Annotated in this window: 19 protein-coding genes, 11 tRNA genes, 1 rRNA gene and 1 other annotated feature; all 31 genes read left to right on the top strand. The window is 32.9% G+C overall.

What is annotated here, in order from left to right; genetic code table 11:
• Window positions 1–70 precede the first annotated feature (70 nt).
• Window positions 71–1609, top strand: a complete 1539-nt coding sequence (locus ACWJJT_RS12225) for a putative polysaccharide biosynthesis protein (RefSeq protein WP_462954898.1) — start codon at window positions 71–73, stop codon at window positions 1607–1609.
• A gap of 14 nt (window positions 1610–1623) precedes the next feature.
• Entirely contained in the window at window positions 1624–3069 is a 1446-nt protein-coding gene (gene yabN, locus ACWJJT_RS12230) for a bifunctional methyltransferase/pyrophosphohydrolase YabN (protein WP_462954899.1), read from the top strand.
• Window positions 3070–3187: 118 nt separating this feature from the next.
• Complete coding sequence (locus ACWJJT_RS12235) at window positions 3188–3463, top strand: HU family DNA-binding protein (protein WP_462954900.1); 276 nt, start codon at window positions 3188–3190, stop codon at window positions 3461–3463.
• 105 nt (window positions 3464–3568) lie between these two features.
• On the top strand, window positions 3569–3829 hold the full coding sequence (locus tag ACWJJT_RS12240; RefSeq protein ID WP_462954901.1) for an RNA-binding S4 domain-containing protein: 261 nt from the start codon (window positions 3569–3571) through the stop codon (window positions 3827–3829).
• A gap of 145 nt (window positions 3830–3974) precedes the next feature.
• Entirely contained in the window at window positions 3975–4268 is a 294-nt protein-coding gene (gene yabP / locus ACWJJT_RS12245; protein ID WP_462954902.1) for a sporulation protein YabP, read from the top strand.
• A 7-nt stretch (window positions 4269–4275) separates the two neighbouring features.
• On the top strand, window positions 4276–4680 hold the full coding sequence (gene yabQ / locus ACWJJT_RS12250; protein ID WP_462954903.1) for a spore cortex biosynthesis protein YabQ: 405 nt from the start codon (window positions 4276–4278) through the stop codon (window positions 4678–4680).
• 93 nt (window positions 4681–4773) lie between these two features.
• Window positions 4774–5046, top strand: a complete 273-nt coding sequence (locus ACWJJT_RS12255) for an FtsB family cell division protein (RefSeq protein ID WP_165412326.1) — start codon at window positions 4774–4776, stop codon at window positions 5044–5046.
• Between the two features lie 80 nt (window positions 5047–5126).
• Window positions 5127–5540 carry a S1 domain-containing RNA-binding protein gene (locus tag ACWJJT_RS12260; RefSeq protein ID WP_165412325.1) on the top strand — a complete coding sequence of 138 codons (414 nt, stop codon included), beginning with the start codon at window positions 5127–5129 and terminating at the stop codon, window positions 5538–5540.
• 142 nt (window positions 5541–5682) lie between these two features.
• Window positions 5683–5771: transfer RNA gene (locus ACWJJT_RS12265), tRNA-Leu, on the top strand.
• 5 nt (window positions 5772–5776) lie between these two features.
• Window positions 5777–5852 (top strand) — tRNA-Met (locus tag ACWJJT_RS12270).
• A gap of 5 nt (window positions 5853–5857) precedes the next feature.
• A tRNA-Met gene (locus ACWJJT_RS12275) sits at window positions 5858–5934 on the top strand.
• Window positions 5935–6147: 213 nt separating this feature from the next.
• Window positions 6148–6223: transfer RNA gene (locus ACWJJT_RS12280), tRNA-Met, on the top strand.
• Between the two features lie 155 nt (window positions 6224–6378).
• A tRNA-Met gene (locus ACWJJT_RS12285) sits at window positions 6379–6454 on the top strand.
• A gap of 67 nt (window positions 6455–6521) precedes the next feature.
• Window positions 6522–6610 (top strand) — tRNA-Leu (locus tag ACWJJT_RS12290).
• Window positions 6611–6615: 5 nt separating this feature from the next.
• Window positions 6616–6691 (top strand) — tRNA-Met (locus ACWJJT_RS12295).
• Between the two features lie 72 nt (window positions 6692–6763).
• Window positions 6764–6852, top strand: a tRNA-Leu gene (locus ACWJJT_RS12300).
• Between the two features lie 5 nt (window positions 6853–6857).
• Window positions 6858–6933 (top strand) — tRNA-Met (locus tag ACWJJT_RS12305).
• A gap of 5 nt (window positions 6934–6938) precedes the next feature.
• A tRNA-Met gene (locus ACWJJT_RS12310) sits at window positions 6939–7015 on the top strand.
• Between the two features lie 321 nt (window positions 7016–7336).
• The gene (gene spoIIE / locus ACWJJT_RS12315; protein WP_462956770.1) at window positions 7337–9727 is read left to right on the top strand and encodes a stage II sporulation protein E; all 2391 of its coding nucleotides are present in this window, start codon (window positions 7337–7339) and stop codon (window positions 9725–9727) included.
• A 399-nt stretch (window positions 9728–10126) separates the two neighbouring features.
• Window positions 10127–11521, top strand: coding sequence for a tRNA lysidine(34) synthetase TilS (gene tilS, locus ACWJJT_RS12320; RefSeq protein ID WP_309137230.1), 1395 nt, complete (start codon window positions 10127–10129; stop codon window positions 11519–11521).
• Between the two features lie 2 nt (window positions 11522–11523).
• Window positions 11524–12060: a hypoxanthine phosphoribosyltransferase gene (gene hpt, locus ACWJJT_RS12325; protein WP_462954904.1), complete on the top strand. Its 537-nt coding sequence runs from the start codon at window positions 11524–11526 to the stop codon at window positions 12058–12060.
• Window positions 12061–12148: 88 nt separating this feature from the next.
• A complete protein-coding gene (ftsH, locus tag ACWJJT_RS12330; RefSeq protein ID WP_462954905.1) occupies window positions 12149–13984 on the top strand; it encodes an ATP-dependent zinc metalloprotease FtsH in 1836 nt (611 codons plus the stop codon).
• Between the two features lie 416 nt (window positions 13985–14400).
• Entirely contained in the window at window positions 14401–15180 is a 780-nt protein-coding gene (locus ACWJJT_RS12335) for a type III pantothenate kinase (protein WP_462954906.1), read from the top strand.
• A 114-nt stretch (window positions 15181–15294) separates the two neighbouring features.
• Entirely contained in the window at window positions 15295–16272 is a 978-nt protein-coding gene (gene dusB, locus ACWJJT_RS12340; protein WP_462954907.1) for a tRNA dihydrouridine synthase DusB, read from the top strand.
• 77 nt (window positions 16273–16349) lie between these two features.
• Window positions 16350–17168 (top strand): Rossmann-fold NAD(P)-binding domain-containing protein, encoded by an 819-nt coding sequence (locus ACWJJT_RS12345; protein WP_462954908.1) that lies wholly within the window; start codon window positions 16350–16352, stop codon window positions 17166–17168.
• A 274-nt stretch (window positions 17169–17442) separates the two neighbouring features.
• Window positions 17443–17925, top strand: coding sequence for a transcription elongation factor GreA (greA, locus tag ACWJJT_RS12350; RefSeq protein ID WP_462954909.1), 483 nt, complete (start codon window positions 17443–17445; stop codon window positions 17923–17925).
• A gap of 154 nt (window positions 17926–18079) precedes the next feature.
• Window positions 18080–19609 carry a lysine--tRNA ligase gene (lysS, locus tag ACWJJT_RS12355; protein ID WP_462954910.1) on the top strand — a complete coding sequence of 510 codons (1530 nt, stop codon included), beginning with the start codon at window positions 18080–18082 and terminating at the stop codon, window positions 19607–19609.
• 157 nt (window positions 19610–19766) lie between these two features.
• Window positions 19767–19841 (top strand) — tRNA-Asn (locus tag ACWJJT_RS12360).
• Window positions 19842–19891: 50 nt separating this feature from the next.
• Window positions 19892–20057: a binding site (T-box leader), on the top strand.
• A gap of 186 nt (window positions 20058–20243) precedes the next feature.
• Window positions 20244–21635, top strand: a complete 1392-nt coding sequence (locus tag ACWJJT_RS12365) for a glycine--tRNA ligase (protein WP_462954911.1) — start codon at window positions 20244–20246, stop codon at window positions 21633–21635.
• A gap of 180 nt (window positions 21636–21815) precedes the next feature.
• Window positions 21816–23192, top strand: a complete 1377-nt coding sequence (gene murD, locus ACWJJT_RS12370) for a UDP-N-acetylmuramoyl-L-alanine--D-glutamate ligase (protein WP_462954912.1) — start codon at window positions 21816–21818, stop codon at window positions 23190–23192.
• A gap of 658 nt (window positions 23193–23850) precedes the next feature.
• Window positions 23851–25369 (top strand): 16S ribosomal RNA (locus tag ACWJJT_RS12375).
• The last annotated feature ends 112 nt before the right edge of the window (window positions 25370–25481 follow it).

The following is a 25481-nucleotide window of genomic DNA, read 5'->3' on the forward strand; positions in this document are numbered from 1 at the left end:
CCTTAAATCAAATATTCATAATTAGAGAATGTAATTCTTACATACACCACGGGAATATAAGGAGGTTATTATGAAGAAACATTCATTGATAAAGGGAACTATTATACTTGGGATGGCAGGAATATTTGCTAGATTTTTAGGGTTGTTTTTTAGAATTCCAATACAAGCACTTATAAAAGATGAGGGTATGGGATACTACCAGATGTCTTATCCATTGTATATGATGTTTGTAGCAGTAGCTTCAGGTGTGCCCATTGCAATGTCCAAGATTATTGCGGAGATGACCGCTAAAAATGATCAGGAGGGAGCGCACCAAGTCTTAAGACAAACACTTGTTTTAATGATTATATTAGGCGGAGCATCTACTGCGCTTATGTTAATGTTCGCAAGGCCGATTATATCAATTCTTAAATGGGATCCTAAATCATATTACTCTTTTATGGTAATTGCTATAGCTCCAATTTTTGTTTCTATTATGTGTACTTTTAAAGGCTTCTTTCAAGGGCTACAAAATGTTAAACCTACTGCTGTTTCGCAAATAGTAGAACAATTTGGAAGAGTTGTCGCTGGAGTTTTATTTGCATATTTATTGTTTCCAAAGGGGATTGAATATGCAGCTGCAGGAGCGGCCCTTGGAACCCTTGTTGGTGCAGTTATGGGAAGTATATACTTGTTTTTAACTTATACTAAGATGAAAAAAGGGCAGGCAGTAAGGAAAAAAGCGAAGCATAAGCATATTTTAGCTGATTTAGGTAAGGCCGCATTACCAATATCTTTAGGTGCTGCAGTGGGAACTGTTATGGCATTGATAGATTCTATGTTAGTACCGCAGCAACTTCTAAAAGCTGGATTTTCCCAAACGCAATCCGCCGTAATGTATGGTCAGCTGACTGGGAAAGTATTTACATTGATGAATGTACCTTTGGCTCTTTCAATGGCTTTGTGCACATCTCTAGTGCCTATAATTGCCGAAGCGTTTTATTTAGGCAGAAGAGGTGAACTTATTAAAAGAGTAGATATGGCTGTGAAATTGTCTAATGTTATCTCGCTGCCGTCTTCTTTAGGAATGTTCTTTATGGCTTATCCTATAATGAATTTGGTTTTTATGAGAGATGCAGCCGGATATGAAATACTACAATATATATCAATATGCATACCTTTCGTAATTTTAACGCAAACCAGCACTGCAATACTTCAAGGCATAGGCAATTATATGAAGCCCGTATACAATTTGGCACTAGGGTGCATCGTAAAGGTCATTATAACGTACGTATTAGTTTCGCTTCCATTTGTAAATATCTATGGGGCAGTTATAGGAACCATTTTGGGATATGTTACAAGTTGTTTATTAAATATGCATGATCTAAAGAAAAATTTAAATATAAAAATCAACCGTGTAGACTCTTTTGTAAAACCAGCTATTGCTGCTATTATAATGATAGTTGCAGTTGTATTTAGTAACGCTAATGTCTATAATTATACAAGGAGCAGAGGATTATCTTGTTTAATAGCCATATTAATAGGCGTTATTGTTTATTTAATATTTATTTTTTTGCTTAGAATATTTGAATATGAGGAAATTAAAAAGAAAGTTTTAAAGCAAAAATAAAGGAGTGGAAGCTAATGATTAAAATAGTGGGATTGGGTCCTGGGTCAGTAGAATCACTAACTGTAGGAACACTTGAAATTCTTAAGGGTGATAAAAAGATTTATTTAAGAACAGAAAAGCACCCTACTGTGGATTACCTAAAATCGATATGTATAAAATTTGAAACCTACGATGATAGATATGAAGAATATAATAGTTTTGATGATGTGTATAGGGCTATTGCAGAAGATCTTATTAAGAAACACGAAATATATGGAGATATCGTATATGGAGTTCCAGGTCACCCGCTTGTGGCAGAAACTTCTGTTAAACTTTTAATAAAACTTTGTGAAAAAAATAAAATAGATATAGAAATTCTTCCCGCGGTTAGCTTTATAGATGCAGTGATTCAAAGCTTAAAACTAGATCCTATTGAAGGACTAAAAATAATAGATGCCTTTGATATAAAAAATCAAGTTTTAGATAAAAGAGTAGGGCTTCTAATAACTCAAGTTTATAACGTTTCTATAGCTTCAGACGTAAAACTTGCTTTGCTTGAGTATTACAAAGAGGATATGGAGGTTTATTTTGTTAGAGCCGCAGGTATAAAAGGGTTAGAAAGTATAAGGAAAATTAACTTATATGAATTAGATAGACAAAAGGATATAGATTATCTAACTTCAATTTATATACCAAAAGAATTAGAGGCTAGAAAAGATTTTCACGATTTAGTTCAAGTTATGGACACATTGAGAGCTGAAAATGGATGTGCATGGGATAGACAGCAAACTCATGAATCTTTGAAAACATATCTTATTGAGGAATGTTATGAGGTTATAGAAGCCATAGAAGACAATGATGAAGATAATATTATTGAGGAACTAGGTGATGTATTACTACAGGTTGTATTTCATGCACAAATAGGAAAAGAAGATGGATATTTTAATATAAATGATGTTATTTGCGGCATTACAAATAAGATGATAAATAGGCATCCTCATATTTTTAAAGTTCCACAAGGTAAAAATTGTAAAGAAGTTTTAGAAAGTTGGGAAAATATTAAGATTCAAGAAAAAGGGTTTAAGAGTTATACGGATACACTAAAGCATGTTCCGAAAAACCTGCCAGGGTTAATGAGAGCAGACAAGGTTCAGCAAAAATCAGCAAAAGTAGGTTTTGACTTTGACTGCGTTGAACTTGCTATGGGAAAGGTGCTAGAAGAATTACAGGAAGTAAGAGATGTATATAAAGGTAATAATAGGGTAAAAATAGTAGAAGAAGTGGGAGATTTGGTGTTTTCTACTGTAAATGTTGCTAGACTACTTGACATAGACCCTGAATTTGCAGTAAATTATACTATAGATAAATTTATCAATCGCTTTGCGTACATAGAAGAAAGTGCAAGGAATAAGGAGTTAGATTTAAAGAATATGACACTTACTGAGATGGACGAATTATGGAACGAATCTAAAAGACGATAAATTTATTTGTAAATAAAAATTAGACTAAAAGAAGGAATTTCAAAATCAGTGAAGAATATGCTATTTAATAGTATAATCACTACTAAGTAATGTACTCAATAACAAGGAGGCAACAAAAGTGAATAAATCAGAATTAATAACAAGCATATCAGAAAAATCTAATTTATCAAAAAAAGATGCAGAAGCAGCTCTAAAAGGTATTATAGAGAGTATTGAAGAAACATTAGAAAAAGGTGAAAAAGTCCAATTGGTTGGATTCGGAACTTTTGAAACAAGAGCAAGAGCAGCTAGAATGGGTAGAAACCCAAGAACAAAAGAAGAAATTCAAATTGCAGCATCAACAGTTCCAGTATTTAAAGCTGGTAAAGAATTTAAAGATATAGTTAACAAATAATATTATTATCATGTGAAAAACCTGGATGTATATCTAGGTTTTTTATTTTAAAAACTTTGGTTAAATTCTTGAATGGGTAAAGAAAATTAAAAAGGGGAAGTATAAATGAGATTAGATAAATATTTAAAAGTGTCAAGAATTATAAAGAGAAGGACCATTGCAAAAGAGGCTTGCGAGAGTGGCAGAGTTTCTATAAATGATAAAGTGGCAAAAGCAGGAACTGTAGTAGGTGAAAGTGATATTATAGAAATTAAATTTGCAAATCAAATTTTAAAAGCTAAAATTATAAATATTGCAGAGCATGTGACAAAAGAGAGTGCAAAAGAAATGTATGAGATAATTTTAGGAAGAGAAGACAAAGAATAAATGTTGCAAAATGCAATTCTTAATTAAGGTTAATAAGCATATATATTTTATAAGAATATAATTGTATGTCATTAATTAAGAATTGAGAATAAGATTAGCTTCTTAATTCCCAATTTTTTAGAGCAAAACTAATAAGGGGGATATTATGGAAGTGAAAAAAGAAATAAAAATAGAAGATAAGAAAAGCAGTTTAATGCTTGAAAACAGAAAAAAATTAACCGTTAACGGAGTTGTAGAGGTTATAAATTTTAATGAAAATCAAATATTATTGAATACAGATGTTGGAACAATGGTAGTAAAAGGGCGAGAATTAAAGATGAACAAGTTAGATGTTCAAAATGGGGATGTTATAATAACTGGGCAAGTGGATTCTTTTGTGTATACTAGCGACAAAAGTAAAGAAAAAAAAGATAGCATAATATCAAGATTGTTTAGGTAGAAGAATCATGATAATTTCTTTGATAGGCCAAGTTAATCTTATAATTTTCAGTTTGCTAGCAGGAATAATAACTGGAGTATTTTTTGATATATATAGATTGATAAGAGGATTTGAAAATCCAAATAAGGTACTGACTATAATACAGGATTTGTTATTTTGGACATTAACTTCTATAGTGGTTTTTATATTTTTGATGTATACTAATAAAGGGTACATAAACTTTTATGTGTATGTATGTTTAATATTAGGAGTATACTTATATTTGAAACTATTAAGTGGGGTATTTATAAGGACACAATATAAATTAATAATATTCAATGGGAAAGTGTTTAGGGTTGTATGGAATGCTATTTTATACCCAGCAAATTTGTTAGTTTATAAGCTCAAAATAAAAAAAAAAGATAAATTATAAAGAAATAGCTTGAAGAAATGTGGAATACAAATTAGAATAGGTTTATGAAGCGTAAACAATACTCATTCCATTGAAAGGAAAAGGGTATGGGATATGAAAAAAAAATTTAGTATTAAAAGTGCCGTATTAGTTTTTGCTATGATGTATGTATGTTATCTTTTAATTCAGCAACAATCAATTATGAGCAGACAAAAGAAAGAACTGCAAAAGTATAATGTTGAATTACAAAAGAAAAAAGAACAAAAAAAAGTATTACAGGATGAAGTAGAGTTATCTAAAACTGACAAATATATAGAAAAATTAGCAAGAGAAATATTAGGTCTTGTTAAAGAAGGTGAAACTCCTGTTATGGATAATAAAAACTAAATGCTATAATTATTGTTACGCTTATTATTAAATTAATATATAAAATAAAAACATAATTTTTAAGGAGGAGTATTTTTAATATGACCTTAATGGCTGGAAGTATTGTAGAAGGTAAAGTAGTAAATATCACCAATTTTGGTGCGTTTGTAGAAGTGGAGGGCAAGACAGGATTAGTGCATATATCTGAGGTTTCAGATACATTCGTTAAAAATGTTAATGATCATCTAAAAGAAAATGATATAGTAAAAGTTAAAGTAATCTCTGTAGATGATAATGGGAAAATAAGTTTATCAATAAAACAAGCTGGAGCGCCTAAGAAATCTATTAAACCTATGGAAATAGATTGGGAAAAGGAAAAAAGCAAAGCAAATGCAAGTGGGTTTGAAGATATAATGACTAAATTTCTAAAAGATAGTGAAGAAAGATTTCAAGATGTTAAAAAACATCAAGAAGGAAAAGGAAGAGGTTATAGTAAAAAAACTTCAAGCTATTAGTAAATCTGTAGGAACTAAGTATTTAGTTCCTATTTTAACAAAAAAAAGTTATTGACAACGGTTTGTACATCATATATAATAAAACATGTTGCCAAGAGGTAGCATTTTCTAAGCTATAAGTAAGTAAAATGAAAGTAAGTAAGCTGGAGTGGCGGAACTGGCAGACGCACAGGACTTAAAATCCTGCGGTGGTTAAACACCGTACCGGTTCAATTCCGGTCTTCAGCACCAAATATCGCGGGATGGAGCAGCTGGTAGCTCGTCGGGCTCATAACCCGAAGGTCGTAGGTTCAAGTCCTACTCCCGCAACCAACTATGGCGGAATAGCTCAGCTGGCTAGAGCATTCGGTTCATACCCGAAGGGTCGTAGGTTCAAGTCCTATTTCCGCTACCACTTTAACAGATGATGAGTTTAAAAACGCAATATGTTTTTTATAAAAAACTATTGACATATGTAGAGAATTAGTATAACATTAAAAATGATTTTGAAAAACTTATTTAATAGTAATAGTAAGCTGGTATGAAGAAGTAAATAGAGAGATAGAACTTAAAATAGTATAATAGTTAAACATTGTATCAATTAAAGTTTAGTCTTTAACATTAATATCGCGGGATGGAGCAGTTGGTAGCTCGTCGGGCTCATAACCCGAAGGTCGTAGGTTCAAGTCCTACTCCCGCAACCAATGAGTTTTAAATTACTCATCATATCAGTTAAATAAGATTCTAAATATAATTAGCTAAAAGAAACAAGCTAAAGTAAAAAAACTAAAAAATGCGTAGAATATAAAATTATAAAGAGTTTATGACGTATTAATTCAAATATTCTTAAATACAATATCGCGGGATGGAGCAGTTGGTAGCTCGTTGGGCTCATAACCCAAAGGTCGTAGGTTCAAGTCCTACTCCCGCAACCAATAAGTTTAAATTACTTAATACGTAAGTAAAATAAAACTTCATAACAAGTATACTGAAAGTAAATAAGCTGGAGTGGCGGAACTGGCAGACGCACAGGACTTAAAATCCTGCGGTGGTTAAACACCGTACCGGTTCGATTCCGGTCTTCAGCACCAAATATCGCGGGATGGAGCAGTTGGTAGCTCGTTGGGCTCATAACCCAAAGGTCGTAGGTTCAAGTCCTACTCCCGCAACCAATAAGTTTTAGATTATTTAGAACGTAAGTGAAATAAAACTTGATAACAAGTATACTGCAAGTAAGTAAATAAGCTGGAGTGGCGGAACTGGCAGACGCACAGGACTTAAAATCCTGCGGTGGTTAAACACCGTACCGGTTCGATTCCGGTCTTCAGCACCAAATATCGCGGGATGGAGCAGTTGGTAGCTCGTCGGGCTCATAACCCGAAGGTCGTAGGTTCAAGTCCTACTCCCGCAACCAACTATGGCGGAATAGCTCAGCTGGCTAGAGCATTCGGTTCATACCCGAAGGGTCGTAGGTTCAAGTCCTATTTCCGCTACCATAACTCACAATTTATATTGTGAGTTATTTTTTATTTACTGGAAAACTATAAAACTGAAGCTATAATGTGAAAAAACATATAAGTATAAATTTCTCGAATATACAATGCCATGAAGTGACAAGCTTCATTTAATATTTTAAAACCTACTATATTAATATGGTAGGTTTTTCTATATTATAGGGAATTGTAAAAATATAATGTAAAAAATATACAAATTATTGTCTCATAAAAAACATACGAGCACCCCATCTTATGACATTTATTTCCAAGGGACGTTGCTATAATGGAGTCCTAATGATTAAAGGGTGGGTGATTTTTAATATGCAATACGGGATTGATATATTTCCATATGAAAGACTTAGAAAGATAAAAGATGAAGTAAAAAAGAAAAATGCATTAAATACTAATTTAATTATTACAGGAATTGTTTATTTTGTTATAAGCTTATTAATAAGTAGGGTCTTGCTTCTTAATAACACTGCCCCATTTGGAATAGCTTTCTTAATAGCTACAATATTTGTAAATAATCATAGAATTTCAATAATTACAGCCAGTGGTACATTCTTAGGATATATTACTTTAAATGGTATTGCAAAGAATATACCATCGTATTTAATAGTAATAGTTACAATTGCTTTTTTGAGTCATGTTTTCAACAAAATAAAATCAAAAACTAAAGTTTTAGCTAGCATGTTTGCTATTATTATATTTGAGTTGTTTACCTATAACTTCTTCATAACCCGGGTAAGTGGGTTAATGGCTTTTTTAAATTCATTTTTTCTGGTTTTATGTATCTTCCCATTATATTTTATTCTGGACTATAGTCTTTTATGCTTTAAGGAGATTAAAACAAAACATATATTTTCAAATGAAGAAATAATAAGTATGTCAATTATAAGCTCCTTAATTATAGCAGGTACTTGGGGACTAAGTATATTTGCCATATCAATTACGAATATTTTAGGCCTGGCATTTGTTATAATAATAGCTTACATTAACGGAAGTGGAGCTGGTGCTGCATCAGGAATTTCCATGGGTATTATTGTAGGAATGTCTTCTGAAAATATGATTGTGTTTATAGGAATGTATGGTGTTTGTGGCTTAATAACGGGTGTTTTTAAAGAAACTGGAAAGGTTTTAAGTGCAATATCTTATTTAGTAGCCTTTTCAATAATAAAAATATATTGTATTACGGGATCTGATTTTATGATATTTGAAGCTTTTGTAGCTGCTGTAATATTTTTGCTAATACCACAAAAAGTTTATAGCGAATTATCCACAGAATTTAATTCCGATAAAAAAAAGCAAAATGTAGAACAGGGGTATATAAATAAAATTAAAGATACATTTGTAGGAAGGCTAAATAATTTTTCAGATGTACTTTCTAATATGTCAGATATATTAAATAACTTAGTGGATAATGAAAAATTGGCGATGAAAGGTAAAAGCAGCGCGTTGGTTGAAAATCTTGCGGACAGGGTGTGTAGTAATTGTAATATGAAGTCTATGTGTTGGAAAAGGGAATTACATTATACATATGCAGCATTTGAAGAATTAATTCAAAATTTTGAGAGGAAGAATAATAGCGTACCGGAAGAAATTGAAAGAAAATGTATAAAGAGAACCGCCATACTTAAAAATACAGAAGATATTGTTAATAAGCACATTATAAATGAAATGTGGAGAACGAGGCTTAGTGAAGGCAGAGAGCTTTTAGCAAATCAGATTAGTAATATGGCGGGTTCTGTAGGAGAAATTGTTGAAGATTTTAATTCTGAAATTCAAATAGATACTTCTATGGAAAAACTTATATGTAGAGCCTTAGATAAAAATAGAGTTAAGCACAATGATCTTATGTGTTTGAATGATAAGCTCGGACGATTGAGTATTAAATTGTCACTTAACGCTTGCAGTGGAAGGCAAATGTGTGTAAAGGATTTATTGCCGATTATAAATGGGGTCACAGGCAAGTGCATGTGTGTTAGTGATGAAGGGTGTAATATAAATCCGAAGACCAATATATGTAAGGTAACTATTGAAGAAACACCTAAGTTTCATGTGGTATCTAATGTGGCTAGGCAGTGTAAAGATGGTGAAAAGTCCAATGGAGATAGCTATAGCTTTGGTAAGCTTCCTGATGGAAGTTATATGTCAGTTATTAGTGATGGCATGGGATCGGGACCCCAAGCGGGTAGAGAGAGCGAGGCTGCGGTTGAATTAATAGAAAAGTTTACATCAGCAGGTTTTAGTAAAATTACGGCTATAAACACTGTGAATTCAATAATGACATTGAGATTTTCCGAAGAAGAAAAATTTTCAACTATAGATTTAAGCAGCATAGACTTATACACTGGGGAAATTGATTTCTTAAAAGTGGGGGCAGTTGCAACTTTTCTAAAATCAGGTGAAAGTTTAGAAATTATAAAATCAAAATCTCTTCCTATCGGTGTTTTAGATAAAGCAGATATAGATATACAGCAAATGGAATTAAAAAATGGAGATATTATGGTTATGCTTAGTGATGGGGTATTAGATTACAATGATGAAAATGTAGGGAGGGTGGATTGGGTAGTTGATTATTTAGGTAAAAACAATTGCAACAATCCCAAGGATTTAGCTGAAGGGTTGCTCTCAGAAGCAAAAAAATTAAGTGGCAATAGAGTAAAAGATGATATGACAGTTCTTGTTTCAAAGATATATAGTCTATACTAAATGTATTTTATAAAAGAAATATTTTAATGCCCTGTAAATTGAGAGAAAAATCAGGGAATATATAATAAAAGAGATTAAAAAATGGAGAAAGTATTTATGGGGGTAAGAACCTCTTTTACATTCTTCATTTTTCCCATTTTTAACGGCATTTCAGAAGGAAAGTCTCTCATTTCTATAAGTGGGAGTTACATGCCCTAACAAATTGAAAACTTCGGTGGGAGTTTAAATCTCCTTCTAAGTCGTTAATATTGCAGCGACCCAAGAGATGATTTAAAGGTGTGTCTAAAAAAATGGAAAATATATATTACTAAATGATATAGTAATATGATATAGTGATATGGTATTAAAAAAATATAAACCTGCAAAAAACAGAAAACATTTTAAAAATAAATTTGGGAAGTGAAAATTTTGTCAGAAACAGTTATGGACTTTATAAAAGAGAATTCAATGTTTGATAAGGGAGATAAGGTTATAGTTGCATTTTCTGGTGGACCTGACTCCACGTGTTTGCTCTATATTTTAAACAACTTTAAGGAAGAACTTGGGATTACACTTATTGGTGCACATCTAAACCATTGTCTTAGAGGAGATGAGTCTGATAAAGATCAGGAATATGCAAAAGAAATTTGTGAGAGTTTGAATATAGATTTTTATAGTGAAAAAGTGGATGTACATAGAATTTCAAAGGAAAAGAATTTATCTTGTGAAATGGCAGGACGAGAAGCTAGATATGAATTTTTTGAGCAACTTATGGTTAAATTAAATGCTAATAAAGTCGCTTTGGCACATAATGCTAATGATCAAGCTGAAACTATTTTAATGAGGATAATGAGAGGAACGGGTATCGAGGGAATAGTAGGAATAAGACCTGTTCGCGACAAAATATATGTAAGACCCATACTTCGTCTTAGTAGAAAAAAAATAGAGAAATATTGTTTAAATAATAATATCAATCCAAGAATAGATAAATCAAATTTAGAAAATATTTATGCGAGAAATAAGGTAAGATTAGAATTGATTCCATATATGGAACAAAATTTTAATAAAGATATAATTAAAACATTAAACCGATTATCAGATATTGTAAAAAAAGACAATGATTATTTGGAAAATATTTCTGAAAAAGAGTATAAAAAACATTGTGAGATAGGTCAGCAAAGGGTTATAATAAATAAGGCGGCTTTTGCGGAGCATGAAGCAATTTTAAGTAGGATTATTAGGAGTGCTTTGCTTGCGGTGAATCATAATTTATATAATTTTGAAAAAGTTCATATATATAGTATTATAGAACTTCAAAGACATGAAACAGGTAAAAGTATAATGCTACCTCAGAATATAATAGTTGAAAACTGTTATGGGAATATACATATATATATTTGTGTAAAAGCTACTGAAGCTAATAACAATCAGTACTCTCTAAATATAAATCAGGAAAACTTTATTCATTCTTTAAATAAAGTAGTAAAAATTGATGTTAATCCTAAGCTACAATTTACAGAATTTAAAGAAAATGATTGTATTAAGTATTTTGACTATGATAAAATTAAGAAACCAATAATATTTAGGTATAGAAAAGATGGGGATAGATTCATTCCACTAGGTATGAAGGGTAGTAAAAAGATAAAGGATTTGTTTATAGATTTAAAAATACCTAAAGCCCAAAGAAATGCAATACCGTTAATATGTTTTGGGGATGATATAGGTTGGGTAGTTGGATATAGGGTTAGCGAAAAATTCAAGGTTACAAAGGATACTAAAAATATATTGCAGATTAGAATTGGAAGAGAGGAATAAGAATGAACAATGATATTAAAGAGGTAGTATACAGCGAAGATCAATTAAGAGATAAAATTAGACAAATGGGCGCAAAAATAAGTAAGGATTATTTAGGCAAAGAGCTTATACTTATTGGAATTTTAAAAGGATCAGTTATATTTATGGCAGATTTAGTAAAGCAAATTACAATTCCATGCAAAATGGATTTTATGGCAGTTACAAGCTATGGGAATTCCACTAAAACTTCAGGGGTTGTAAAGATCTTAAAGGATTTAGACTTTGAAATTGAGGGAAAGGATGTATTGATAGTAGAGGATATTATAGATTCTGGAGTTACGCTTAAATATCTAATGAAGTTACTATCTGCAAGGAAACCTAATAGTTTAGAAATTATATGCTTACTGAATAAACCAGAAAGAAGAACGGCCAATATAGATGTTAAATATTTAGGTTACGATGTACCAGATTACTTCCTTGTAGGATTTGGCCTGGACTATGCAGAGAAATATAGAAATTTACCATTTATAGGAATACTTAAAGAAGAAATTTATAAGTAAATGTGTATAAAATAATATATATATTATTGTCAACTGCTTTTTAATGTGATAAAATTTTAAAGTGAATAAAAAGAGAGGGGGGTTTCTAATGAAGAAAATTTCTAGTGCATCAATCTGGATCGTAGTGTTTGTACTTGTGATTTATGCAGCACTAACCGTACTTGATAGTAGCAAAGATGTTAGTCAAATCAGCGTTAATAAATTCCAAGAATATTGGATTAAAAAGGATATTAAAACTGTTCAGGTAAAAGAAGATAAAACAGTATCAGGAGAACTAAAGAACGGAACACGATATGAAACTATAGTCCCATTGACGAGATTGCTTCAAGTTATGGACCAAAACCCAAATGCAAGCGTTACAGAAACATACTTAAAGCCAGCTAGTATGCCAATGTGGTTAAATGTCTTGCCAACACTCCTTATAATTTTAATGTTAGTGGCCTTTTGGTTTATGTATATGCAGCAATCGCAAGGTGGCGGCGGTGGCGGTAATAGAGGTGTAATGAATTTTGGTAAAAGTAGAGCCAAAATAGCAACGCCAGATAAGAAGAAAGTTACATTTGATGATGTAGCTGGTGAAGATGAAGAAAAGGAAGAACTTGCAGAAGTTGTAGATTTCTTAAAACAACCTAAAAGATACCTAGAAGCAGGTGCAAGAATTCCTAAAGGTATTCTTCTTATAGGACCACCGGGTACAGGTAAGACGTTACTTGCGAGAGCAGTATCAGGAGAAGCAGGAGTTCCATTCTATAGTATATCAGGTTCGGAATTTGTAGAGATGTTTGTAGGTGTTGGAGCTTCAAGAGTAAGAGATTTATTTGAACAAGCGAAAAAAAGTGCTCCTTGTATAATATTTATTGATGAAATTGATGCAGTAGGTAGACAAAGAGGAGCTGGCGTTGGCGGTGGTCATGATGAAAGAGAGCAAACTCTAAATCAGCTATTAGTTGAGATGGATGGATTTGGTGTAAATGAAGGCATAATTATGATAGCCGCGACAAATAGACCAGACATACTGGATCCTGCTCTTTTAAGACCAGGCAGATTTGATAGACATATATTAGTGGGTGCGCCTGATGTTAAAGGAAGAGAAGAAATACTAAAGGTACATTCCAAAGGTAAACATTTAGCCGAAGAAGTAAAACTTGACGTATTAGCTAAAAGGACACCTGGGTTCACTGGTGCGGACCTTGAGAATTTAATGAACGAAGCTGCACTGCTTACAGTTAGAAATAAAAAAACAGTTATAGAAATGAAAGAGCTTGATGAAGCAGTAACTAGGGTTATTGCAGGGCCGGAAAAGAAGAGTAAAGTTATCAGTGAAAAAGATAGAAAATTAACAGCATATCATGAAGCCGGGCATGCTGTAGTAATGAAATATTCTCCATTATCTGATCCAATTCATCAAATAAGTATTATACCAAGAGGAATGGCAGGTGGGTACACAATGCATCTACCTGAAGAGGATACTGCTTATACTTCAAAACTAAAACTTAAAGATGAAATGGTCGGGTTATTAGGTGGTAGAGTTGCTGAAAAATTAGTATTAAAAGATATTAGCACAGGTGCTAAGAATGATATTGATAGAGCATCGGCTATTGCAAGAAAGATGGTTATGGAATATGGTATGAGTGATGAACTCGGACCAATATCTTTTGGTAACGATCATAATGAAGTATTCCTTGGAAGAGATTTAGGCAAAAGTAGAAACTTTAGTGAAGAAATAGCTAATAAAATAGATACAGAGGTTAAGATGCTTATTGATGAAGCTTATGGAAAAGCTGAAAAAATCCTTGCTGAGAATGCAAGTAAACTTCATGCAGTAGCTCAAGAACTGTTGTTAAAAGAAAAACTCGAAGGCGTGGATTTTGAGGCTATAATGGCTAAAACAGATTCAGGTGAGATTGATTTAACAAAGATTTAACTTGGTAAAAGACATACAGTGAGTTAGCTGTATGTCTTTTTTTATATCATTTAACCAGTAAAGAGAGTCCATTCTAACAGAAACTTTATATTAGTGCGATTTACTAAGAAACTTACTGTAATTATATACCAACATTTGATGAGAATTGTGGTATAATATATAGAATTAGCTTTATAGGTGTAACTTTCACTGTAACCGTTAATATTGCAGCGACCCAGGAGATGATTTAATTAAACCGAATTTCTTATAAAGATTTAACTTGACAAATATATTCAAATTGTTAAAATTAAATTGTTAAATTAGGAACATTTGAAATTAATATTTTATAATATTGGATATATTATTTTGTGTTTTTATAATGGCAAAAATATAAAGCGACTTGCAAGTTATTTTAAATTATATAGGTGGTGTATAAAGTGATTTTAGTTTTAGATGTTGGAAATACTAATACTGTTTTAGGAGTTTTTAAGGAAAAGGAGTTAATTGTAGAGTGGAGAATATCTACTGATGCAAAAAAAACTGCTGACGAATACGGAATTCAAGCAATGCAATTATTTAATCAGCGAAACATAAAAACAGAATATATTAAAGGCGTAATAATTTCCTCGGTTGTTCCCAATAGTATGTATTCACTAGAACATATGATAAGAAAATATTTCGATTTGAAACCAATGGTAGTAGGCCCGGGGATTAAGACTGGAATAAATGTAAAATATGATAATCCAAAAGAAGTAGGCGCGGATAGAATTGTTAATGCTGTATCAGCTCATGAAATTTATAAAAGATCATTAATATTAATAGATTTTGGTACAGCTACAACCTTTTGTGCTATAAGCAAAGAGGCTAATTACTTAGGTGGAACTATATGCCCTGGTATTAAAATAGCTTCTGAAGCACTATTTGAGAGAGCGGCAAAGTTACCTCGGGTGGAGCTTGTAAAACCAGAAACAGTTATATGTAAAAATACTGTCGAAAGCATGCAGTCCGGAATAATATATGGATATATTGGTCAAGTAGATTATATTGTTAATAAAATGAAAAGTGAAATGGTTAGTATGGGAGAAGAAGAGCCTTTTGTAGTAGCAACGGGAGGACTTTCAAAACTGATAACCAAAGAGTCTTCTGCTATTGATGAGTTTCATCCCAACTTAACCTTAGAAGGCCTTAGAATGATTTATGAGAAGAATAGGGAATAGGTGATTTAACGACGTTTCAGAAGGCGATTTATACTATAACGAGGAAGAAACTTCAGTGGAGTATAAATCGCATTCTGAAGTCGTTAATATTGCAGCTCCGCAGGAGATGATTTAATGAAAATATCAAATATTAACTTTGAAAACAATGTTTTTTTAGCCCCTATGGCAGGAGTTACAGATATTGCCTTTAGAGGGTTATGCAAAGAATTAGGGTGTGGTCTACTATATACTGAAATGGTAAGTGCTAAAGGATTATATTATGGAAGTGACAATACAGAATCTCTTATGCGAATTTCAAGTCAAGAGAAACCCGTAGCTGTGCAGATATTTGGTAATGATCCTAAGATTATGGCTAGTTCCTGTGAAATTTTCAACGCAAGAAGCGATATATGTATGGTTGATGTAAATATGGGGTGTCCTGTTCATAAAATAGTAAAAAATGGAGAGGGATCAGCTTTGATGAAAAACCCTAAACTAGCAGCGCAAATAGTAAAAGAAATGAAAAAGGTTTCAACAAAGCCTGTGACAGTGAAGTTTAGAAAGGGATTTGATTCAAATAATGTTAATGCTGTAGAATTTGCTAAATATATGGAGGATGCAGGGGTAGATGCTATTGCAGTGCATGGCAGGACTCGCGAACAAATGTATGAAGGCAAGGCCGATTGGGATATTATAAGGGCTGTAAAAGAAAATGTTAAAGTACCAGTAATAGGTAATGGGGACATATTTTCCGTAGAGGATGCTGTCAAAATAAAGGAAATGACTAATTGTGATGCTATAATGATTGCAAGAGGGTCTAGGGGTAACCCATGGATTTTTAGAGAGATTAAGCAGGCAATAAACGGAGAAAAAGTTATATATCCTACTCCTGAAGAAAAAATAGATATGTGTATAAGGCATTTAAATTTAGCTGTAAAATATTATGAAGAAATTAAGGCTGTTAGAGAAATGAGGAAACATACAGCCTGGTATATAAAAGGGCTTAACAACTGTGCTGAAATTAAGAATGAAATTAATACTAAAAATAGTTATGATGAGGTAAAGCAGGTGCTTTTGGTTTATAAAAATTATTTGAAGACTATAAAAGAATAATTTAAAAATTAAAACGGGAATTTATATAATTAACACTGAATAAGATAATAGTACATTAATGTATAAGGTGCAGATGTATGAAGCCAATTTTATGTGTAACTTCAAATATAGATAATTTATATAATGAATTTGGATTTTTAAGTAAAATTAAAGATAAACTAAAGATGAAAGTAATAAGTAGTGAATACATTAAAGATTTAGATATTAAAGTTACTAGTGTAAAAATACCACCAAATTTTAATAGAAAAGCATACTTAAATAATTTAACTTATGCTAAAAAAATATGTAAATGTAGTGAAGTGCAATTATCGCCAAAAACACTGAGGCCTATGGATTATAATTATTTTAATGAATTTCAAAAGCGATTTTTAGCATTTAGTGTTATAAAAAGTATACAGCTTATGATTAGAATGAGAAATAAAAGTTTGAAAAGTTGCTGCATTGTTATATATGATGCGGTAGAAATGATAAACTATAATATTATTATTGAATTAGCAAAGCATTGCAAATATATTATATTTTTATCGCATGATTTAGTAAAAACTAGGAAACTTGCAGATTATATTATCGCTAATTTTGGTGTATCACCTATTGTTACAAATGATGAACTATATGCTGTTAAAATAGCAGATTTTATTGTTTCATCTAAAGATTATGAATTCGGTGATGGGAAATTAGTCTGGTTCTTAGATAATAGTATAAGCACTTCAAAAAATATTATCGCTGTAAATGATGTAAGTTATAATGTGCCTTGGAAAACTTTTGAAAGAGATTTTTCTATCGAACTTTTAGGATCGATATTATGTCAAATGCAAGAAAGTGACATTGAAAAAGCTCTTAAGTACAATGGTATATATCTTGAAAAAATAAAATTCAACAAAAATGTAATATATTAGACTATTTTGTTCGTAACATATTGACAATAGTAACGCTCTGATTTATAATGGCTAAATGGTTACATGTATTGTTATTCTAAGAATAAATCTTAGAACCGATAATTTATCAATTTGAACTAATAGTCTTATATTATATAAATTATATGAAATTACTATATTTCGAGGAAGACAGTATTGTAGTTGGGGTGTAATATGCTAGGATATTGTTAGTTTATAGTGGATTTTATGGATATTTACTAATTTATTTAATAAAAATTAAAAAGGGGAGAAATAAATGAGCGTATCAAAACAATATGTAATGACCTATGAGGGAATTACGAAATTAGAGGGAGAATTAGAATTTCTTAAGACTGTCAAGAGAAAAGATATTACTGAAAAAATAAAGGTAGCACTTGGGTATGGGGACTTAACCGAAAACTCAGAGTATGATGAAGCTAAAAATGAACAAGCATTTGTTGAAGGTAGAATAATACAATTGGAAAATATGCTTAGAAATGCAAGTGTTATAGATGAAAACGATATTGAAATAGATGTAGTAAGTATAGGATCTATAGTTAAGGTTAAGGATTATGAGTTTGATGAAGAAGTTGAATTTTATATAGTGGGTTCAGCAGAAGCAGATCCAATGATAAATAAAATATCGAATGAATCACCAGTTGGATGTGCACTCGTTGGTAAGAAATCAGGAGCAATTATAGAAGTTGCAGTTCCAGATGGTGTTGGTAGGTATGAAGTATTGGAAGTGCGACGCGGGTAATTGTTTAAAAATTATTTGATTTTTATAGAACATAGGGGTACTTAACAATTTATAATTGGTAGGTGCCCTAAAGAAATATATACATAGAAGAAATATGGCAGAGCAAATGATTGGTAATTATTTTCTAGATTGGAAAAAAACAGGAGGTATATTAATGACAAACGAAAAAAATAATGAAGAAAAAAGTGAAGAGAAAAACTTGCATGAACTTGAATCAAAATATAATGAACAGGTAACCATAAGACGACGAAAATTAGCTGATTTAAAAGAAGAAGGCAAAGATCCATTTGATGTGTACAAAGTTGAAAGAACTCATACATCACAAGAAGTAAAAGAAAATTTTGAGAAATTAGAAGGCGCTCAGGTAATTGTAGCAGGTAGACTCATGTCTAAAAGAGTTCATGGTAAGGCTGGTTTTTCTGATATTCATGATAGATATGGTAAAATACAACTATACATAAAAATAGATGATGTAGGCGAAGAAAAATTAAAAGAATATAAAAGTTTTGACATAGGAGATTTTGTAAGCATAACTGGTACACCTTTTGTTACAAAAACTGGTGAAATATCGCTACATATAGTAGACTTTCAGCTTATAGCTAAAGCTCTAAAACCACTTCCGGAAAAATGGCACGGATTAAAAGATCCTGATTTAAGATTTAGGCAAAGAGAAGTAGACATAATAATGAACCAAGAAGTAAGAGATACGTTCATGAAGAGAATATCAATAATTAAATATATCCGAGAATACTTAGATAACAAAGGATTTTTAGAAGTTGAAACTCCGATTTTATCCACAGTAGCAGGAGGAGCCGCAGCAAGACCATTTAGTACTCATCATAATGCGCTTGATATTGAGATGTATCTTAGAATTGCAACAGAGTTATATTTAAAAAGACTTATTGTTGCTGGTTTTGAAAAGGTATATGACATGGGTAAAAACTTTAGAAACGAAGGAACAGATATAAGACATAATCCAGAGTTTACAATGATAGAATTATATGAAGCTTATGCAGATTATAATGATATGATGGAAATTACGGAAAATATGATAGCTTACGTTTGTGAAAAGGTTCATGGAACTACAAAGGTTAATTATCAAGGAACTGAAATAGATTTTACACCACCATGGAGAAGAATTACTATGGTAGATGCAGTAAGAGAATATTCAGGTGTGGACTTTGATAAAATAACTACTAATGAAGAAGCTAGGGTTATAGCTAAAGAAAAGCATTTACAATTTAAAAAAGAATTAGAAAATTGCTCAAAAGCAGATATATTAAATGAATTATTTGAAGTATATGTGGAAGAAAAACTAATTCAACCAACATTCTTATGTGATTACCCTGTAGAGATATCACCTCTTACTAAAAAGAAGAGAGGAGATTCAGAGTTTACAGAGAGATTTGAAGGCTTTGTGTTTGGAAGAGAAGTGTGTAATGCATACTCAGAGTTAAATGATCCAGTAGTTCAAAGAGAGAGATTTATGCAACAAGCAAAAGAAAGAGAACTAGGTGATGATGAGGCTTATTTAATAGATGAAGAATTTATGAGTGCATTAGAAACCGGAATGCCACCAACAGGAGGACTGGGCATAGGAATCGATAGAATGGTAATGTTCTTAACGGACTCTTATTCAATAAGAGATGTTATCCTATTTCCTACAATGAAACCAATTCAGTAATTTAAGAAAATAAAAAGGATATTTTAGTTAATCTAAAATATCCTTTTTATTTTTTAAGCATAACTATAGCACTTAAAATCATAAAATTATAAAAAAAAAGAAAAAACTATTGAATTTTTAGTTATGTATGTTATAATGTTGTTGTAAGCAATAATAATCCGCGATAGCTCAACGGTGGAGCACTCGGCTGTTAACCGATAGGTTGAAGGTTCAAATCCTTTTCGCGGAGCCATTTTTTATTTTTGGAACTCAATATTATAAGAAATCTAATGCATAATAAAATAATTCACTGTGATAAAGAAGAGTAGTAGTAGTACTTTATAAGAGAGATTGTGGCTGGTGTAAACAATCAAAGTATTATTGTGAAAGGGACTTTTGAGTGTATAGAATTTAAAGTAGGGCATGTGCCAATAAGGGTGGAACCGCGGAAGTAATTTTCGTCCCTTAGGGTATAGTCTTTTTTTTATACGTAAAATAAAAGAGAATGCTTTATGCGGGTGTGATAAATTGAATTGGTTATATTTAGGGTAAATAGGAAAGAATACAAGATGTAATGTTAATATATTGTAATGACCATTGAGAAGTATATAAAACAAGATATCATTAGATTGTAAAAAAAATAGGAGGGGTTAATATGGCATTTGAAAAAAGTATGGATAAGATAGTTGCGTTATGCAAAAACAGAGGGTTCGTATTCCCAGGGTCTGATATATATGGTGGGCTCGCTAATTCGTGGGATTATGGTCCTCTGGGAGTTGAATTTAAAAACAATGTTAAAAAAGCTTGGTGGAAAAAATTTGTTCAAGAAAGTCCATATAATGTAGGCGTAGACTGCGCTATACTTATGAACCCAGAGGTATGGGTTGCGACGGGCCACGTTGGAGGATTTTCAGATCCGCTAATGGATTGCAAAGATTGCAAAGCTAGATTTAGAGCGGATAAGTTAGTGGAAGACCATATGACAAATCAGGGAGTAGAAGTAGCTACTGCTGATGGATGGTCAAATGAAGAGTTAAAAGAATATATAGCAAAAAATGAAATAGTATGTCCTAAATGTGGAAAGAAAGACTTTACTGATATTAGAAAATTTAATTTAATGTTTAAGACTTCCCAGGGAATAACAGAAGATGGAAAATCAGAAATATATTTAAGACCAGAAACGGCTCAGGGTATCTTTGTAAACTTTAAAAATGTTCAAAGAGCTTCAAGAAAAAAAGTTCCATTTGGAATAGGCCAAGTAGGGAAGGCTTTCAGGAATGAAATAACACCAGGGAATTTTATTTTTAGAACTAGGGAATTTGAGCAAATGGAATTGGAATTTTTCTGTAAACCGGGTACAGATTTAGAATGGTTTGCATATTGGAAAGAGTATTGTGCTAATTTTTTGTATAATTTGGGAATGGAAAAGGAAAATTTAAGATTTAGAGACCATGGAGAAGAGGAATTATCTTTTTATAGTAATGCTACTTGTGACATAGAATTCTTGTTTCCTTTTGGATGGGGTGAATTATGGGGCGTTGCTGATAGAACTGATTATGACTTAAAGAAACATATGGAACATTCAGGGAATGATTTAAGTTATCTAGATCCTATTACTAATGAAAAATATGTACCGTATTGTATAGAACCTTCTCTGGGTGCAGATAGAGTTGTTCTTGCATTCTTAGTTAATGCATATGATGAAGAAGAACTTGAAGGCGGAGACGTAAGAACAGTGCTTCATTTACATCCAGCACTTGCACCATTTAAGGCGGCTATTCTACCTTTAAGTAAAAAATTATCAGAGAAATCGCTCGAAGTTTTTGCTATGCTAGGCAAAAGATTTAACGTAGACTACGATGAAACCGGAAGTATAGGAAAAAGGTATAGAAGAGAAGACGAAATAGGAACTCCATACTGCATAACTGTAGATTTTGATACGTTAAAAGATAACACTGTAACAATTAGAGACAGAGATACAATGGGTCAAATAAGAGTAAGTATAGACGATTTAGAAGATTTTATAGAAGAAAAACTACAATTTTAAATTTTAAATTGTAATAGTTAGTTTGGTTTAGAGAATGGCGTGTAGTATATAATGAGGCTTGAGTAGGCTGTGGTTATACTATGCGTTGTTTTTTTATAGAATAAATCTAAAAAATTATAAAATAAATTTGTAAAATAAATAATATAATATAAAGTATATGGAGATTACATGGAGGGTTATATGAAAAAGGATTTCAATGAATTTAAGGAATTTATAAAAGGAAAAAAAGTTGGAGTTGTAGGTATAGGAGTTAGCAATATTCCTTTAATACATTTTCTAGTAAAGCTTAAGGCAGTTGTTACAGCTTTTGATAAAAAAACTTATAGTTTACTGGGACAGGTAGCAATAGATTTCGAAGAAGAGGGCGTGAAGCTGGTATTAGGGGAAGATTACTTAGATGATCTAACGGGGTTTGATGTTATTTTTAAAACACCATCTATGAGAGTAGATAACCCTGCTCTTTTGAAAGCAAAAAAAGAAGGAACATATATAACTTCCGAAATGGAAGAGTTCATAAAATATTGCCCGGCTAAAACTTACGGCGTAACTGGTAGTGATGGAAAAACAACTACAACTACAATAATATATAATATATTAAAAAAAGAAGGATATAAAACTTGGGTTGGAGGCAATATTGGTACACCACTGTTCGCAAATATTGAAGAAATAACCAAAGAGGATAAAGTAGTATTGGAATTGTCGAGCTTTCAGCTTATGACTATGACGGTTTCTACAGATGTAGCAGTAGTAACAAATCTGAGTGTGAATCATCTAGATATTCATAAGGATATGGAGGAATATATAAATGCAAAGAAAAATGTGTTTAAATATCAACGTGACGGTGATCTGATTGTATTAAATAAGGATAACGCGTTAACTTATGAATTAAGAAAAGAGGTTAAGGGAAAAGTTAAGTATTTTAGTGTATGCGAGAAACTAGAAGATGGTGCATATTTTCAAAATGATAAATTATTCATTATGAACAAGGTAGTATGTAATCTTGAGGAAGTAAAGCTAAAAGGGATGCATAATGTGCAAAACCTATTAACTGCCTTTTGTGCAACTCAAGATGAAGCAACAGCTGCGAGCATGAGAGAAGTGGCTACCACTTTTATGGGCGTACCTCATAGGGGCGAATTCGTGAGGGAGGTAGAAGGAGTTAAATATTACAATGATTCAATAGCGTCTACGCCAACTAGAACTATAGCAAGTCTCAAAGCTTTTGGAAAGCCTGTTATACTAATTGCAGGAGGATATGATAAAAAAATACCTTTTGAACCTTTAGCAGAAGAAGGCTACACAAATATTAAAACACTAATATTAGTAGGTGACACTAAATATAAAATAAAAGAAGTTTTTGAGCGTATGTCTAAAGAAAATAAAATACCTTTGCAGATTATACTTGCTGAAAATTTTAATGAAGCAATTTTTACAGCTAAATTAGTTGCTAAACCTGGTGATATAGTGACGTTGTCACCGGCATGTGCAAGTTTTGATATGTTTCAAAATTTTGAAGTAAGAGGTAATAAATATAAGGAAATAGTAATGACATTATAATAAAAGACATTTTCAGGTTCATTAAATAGGAGCTCTGGTAAAAAAAAGATTATTTTTACTGGGGTTTTTATTTTATTAATAAGGGAATTATAGTAGTACAGCACTGAGGGGGATGATTTAAGTGGTTTTTAATAAACCTACGATATTTATTTTTATAGTCTGTAGGTGTGCTAAATGCGTAACAAATGGTCCGAGCGTATCATTATGAGTAAAACGGATTATATGGAACATATAAACATATATATGGAAATAGATTGATATAATAGAGGATTATAAACAAATGGTTAGTTATACATATGATATTATATTAATTGTCGCTGGAACATACAGTTATAAATTAACTTTAAGTGCACAGTGATGAAAGAAAAATTCATTATCAAATATTTTTTAAAGTAGTTGACAATGATGAAAAAAAGAATTATAATAGTAAAAGTCATCACATGATGACAAAGCAAGTTGGTCTTTGAAAATTAAACAGAGAAATAGGTAAAGATAGCGAAATAATATTTCGTTAAACCAGTTAATTACTTTAGTATAAAGTAAAATTAGTCGTAAGACTAAAAAGTATGTAATGAGCTTGCGAATCAACTTAATTGTTGATTAAACGACTTAACAGTTGTCGCAGATTAATCATTTCAACTAAAAAAGTGTAAACTTTTAAATTGAGAGTTTGATCCTGGCTCAGGACGAACGCTGGCGGCGTGCCTAACACATGCAAGTCGAGCGATGAAACCTTTCGGGGTGGATTAGCGGCGGACGGGTGAGTAACACGTGGGTAACCTGCCTCAAAGAGGGGAATAGCCTCCCGAAAGGGAGATTAATACCGCATAATATGTTTTGGTCGCATGATCGAAACATCAAAGGATTTTTCTTTTAGAAAATTCCACTTTGAGATGGACCCGCGGCGCATTAGCTAGTTGGTGAGGTAACGGCTCACCAAGGCGACGATGCGTAGCCGACCTGAGAGGGTGATCGGCCACATTGGAACTGAGACACGGTCCAGACTCCTACGGGAGGCAGCAGTGGGGAATATTGCGCAATGGGGGAAACCCTGACGCAGCAACGCCGCGTGAATGATGAAGGCCTTCGGGTTGTAAAGTTCTGTCTTCTGGGACGATAATGACGGTACCAGAGGAGGAAGCCACGGCTAACTACGTGCCAGCAGCCGCGGTAATACGTAGGTGGCAAGCGTTGTCCGGATTTACTGGGCGTAAAGGATGCGTAGGCGGACATTTAAGTCAGATGTGAAATACCCGAGCTTAACTTGGGTGCTGCATTTGAAACTGGGTGTCTAGAGTGCAGGAGAGGTAAGTGGAATTCCTAGTGTAGCGGTGAAATGCGTAGAGATTAGGAAGAACACCAGTGGCGAAGGCGACTTACTGGACTGTAACTGACGCTGAGGCATGAAAGCGTGGGGAGCAAACAGGATTAGATACCCTGGTAGTCCACGCCGTAAACGATGAATACTAGGTGTCGGGGGTCGAACCTCGGTGCCGCCGTTAACACATTAAGTATTCCGCCTGGGGAGTACGATCGCAAGATTAAAACTCAAAGGAATTGACGGGGGCCCGCACAAGCAGCGGAGCATGTGGTTTAATTCGAAGCAACGCGAAGAACCTTACCTAGACTTGACATCCCCTGCATAACCCAGAGATGGGCGAAGTCCTTCGGGACAGGGTGACAGGTGGTGCATGGTTGTCGTCAGCTCGTGTCGTGAGATGTTGGGTTAAGTCCCGCAACGAGCGCAACCCTTATCATTAGTTGCTACCATTAAGTTGAGCACTCTAGTGAGACTGCCCGGGTTAACCGGGAGGAAGGTGGGGATGACGTCAAATCATCATGCCCCTTATGTCTAGGGCTACACACGTGCTACAATGGTGAGTACAAAGAGATGCAAGACCGCAAGGTGGAGCCAAACTCAAAAACTCATCCCAGTTCGGATTGTAGGCTGCAACTCGCCTACATGAAGCCGGAGTTGCTAGTAATCGCGAATCAGCATGTCGCGGTGAATACGTTCCCGGGCCTTGTACACACCGCCCGTCACACCATGAGAGTTGGTAACACCCGAAGTCCGTGAGGTAACCGTAAGGAGCCAGCGGCCGAAGGTGGGATTGATGATTGGGGTGAAGTCGTAACAAGGTAGCCGTAGGAGAACCTGCGGCTGGATCACCTCCTTTCTAGGGAGTAGATGTATTGACTTCGGTCGATGCAATAGAAGAATATTAATTTGTTCTTCAAAAATATCTATTGTAATTAATCGTACCTAATTCTCTGTTTAATTTTGAGAGA

This window comes from Clostridium sp. CM041 (assembly GCF_055081035.1).

What these genes read in the sequence shown, in the direction of transcription:
- murD (WP_462954912.1), top strand. Translation starts at nt 21,816, where the DNA reads ATGAAAAAGGATTTCAATGAATTTAAGGAATTTATAAAAGGAAAAAAA.
- ACWJJT_RS12255 (WP_165412326.1), top strand. Translation starts at nt 4,774, where the DNA reads ATGAAAAAAAAATTTAGTATTAAAAGTGCCGTATTAGTTTTTGCTATG.
- yabQ (WP_462954903.1), top strand. Translation starts at nt 4,276, where the DNA reads ATGATAATTTCTTTGATAGGCCAAGTTAATCTTATAATTTTCAGTTTG.
- yabN (WP_462954899.1), top strand. Translation starts at nt 1,624, where the DNA reads ATGATTAAAATAGTGGGATTGGGTCCTGGGTCAGTAGAATCACTAACT.
- ACWJJT_RS12260 (WP_165412325.1), top strand. Translation starts at nt 5,127, where the DNA reads ATGACCTTAATGGCTGGAAGTATTGTAGAAGGTAAAGTAGTAAATATC.
- ACWJJT_RS12365 (WP_462954911.1), top strand. Translation starts at nt 20,244, where the DNA reads ATGGCATTTGAAAAAAGTATGGATAAGATAGTTGCGTTATGCAAAAAC.
- ACWJJT_RS12345 (WP_462954908.1), top strand. Translation starts at nt 16,350, where the DNA reads ATGAAGCCAATTTTATGTGTAACTTCAAATATAGATAATTTATATAAT.
- ftsH (WP_462954905.1), top strand. Translation starts at nt 12,149, where the DNA reads ATGAAGAAAATTTCTAGTGCATCAATCTGGATCGTAGTGTTTGTACTT.
- lysS (WP_462954910.1), top strand. Translation starts at nt 18,080, where the DNA reads ATGACAAACGAAAAAAATAATGAAGAAAAAAGTGAAGAGAAAAACTTG.
- ACWJJT_RS12225 (WP_462954898.1), top strand. Translation starts at nt 71, where the DNA reads ATGAAGAAACATTCATTGATAAAGGGAACTATTATACTTGGGATGGCA.
- spoIIE (WP_462956770.1), top strand. Translation starts at nt 7,337, where the DNA reads ATGCAATACGGGATTGATATATTTCCATATGAAAGACTTAGAAAGATA.
- dusB (WP_462954907.1), top strand. Translation starts at nt 15,295, where the DNA reads ATGAAAATATCAAATATTAACTTTGAAAACAATGTTTTTTTAGCCCCT.
- greA (WP_462954909.1), top strand. Translation starts at nt 17,443, where the DNA reads ATGAGCGTATCAAAACAATATGTAATGACCTATGAGGGAATTACGAAA.
- ACWJJT_RS12240 (WP_462954901.1), top strand. Translation starts at nt 3,569, where the DNA reads ATGAGATTAGATAAATATTTAAAAGTGTCAAGAATTATAAAGAGAAGG.
- hpt (WP_462954904.1), top strand. Translation starts at nt 11,524, where the DNA reads ATGAACAATGATATTAAAGAGGTAGTATACAGCGAAGATCAATTAAGA.
- yabP (WP_462954902.1), top strand. Translation starts at nt 3,975, where the DNA reads ATGGAAGTGAAAAAAGAAATAAAAATAGAAGATAAGAAAAGCAGTTTA.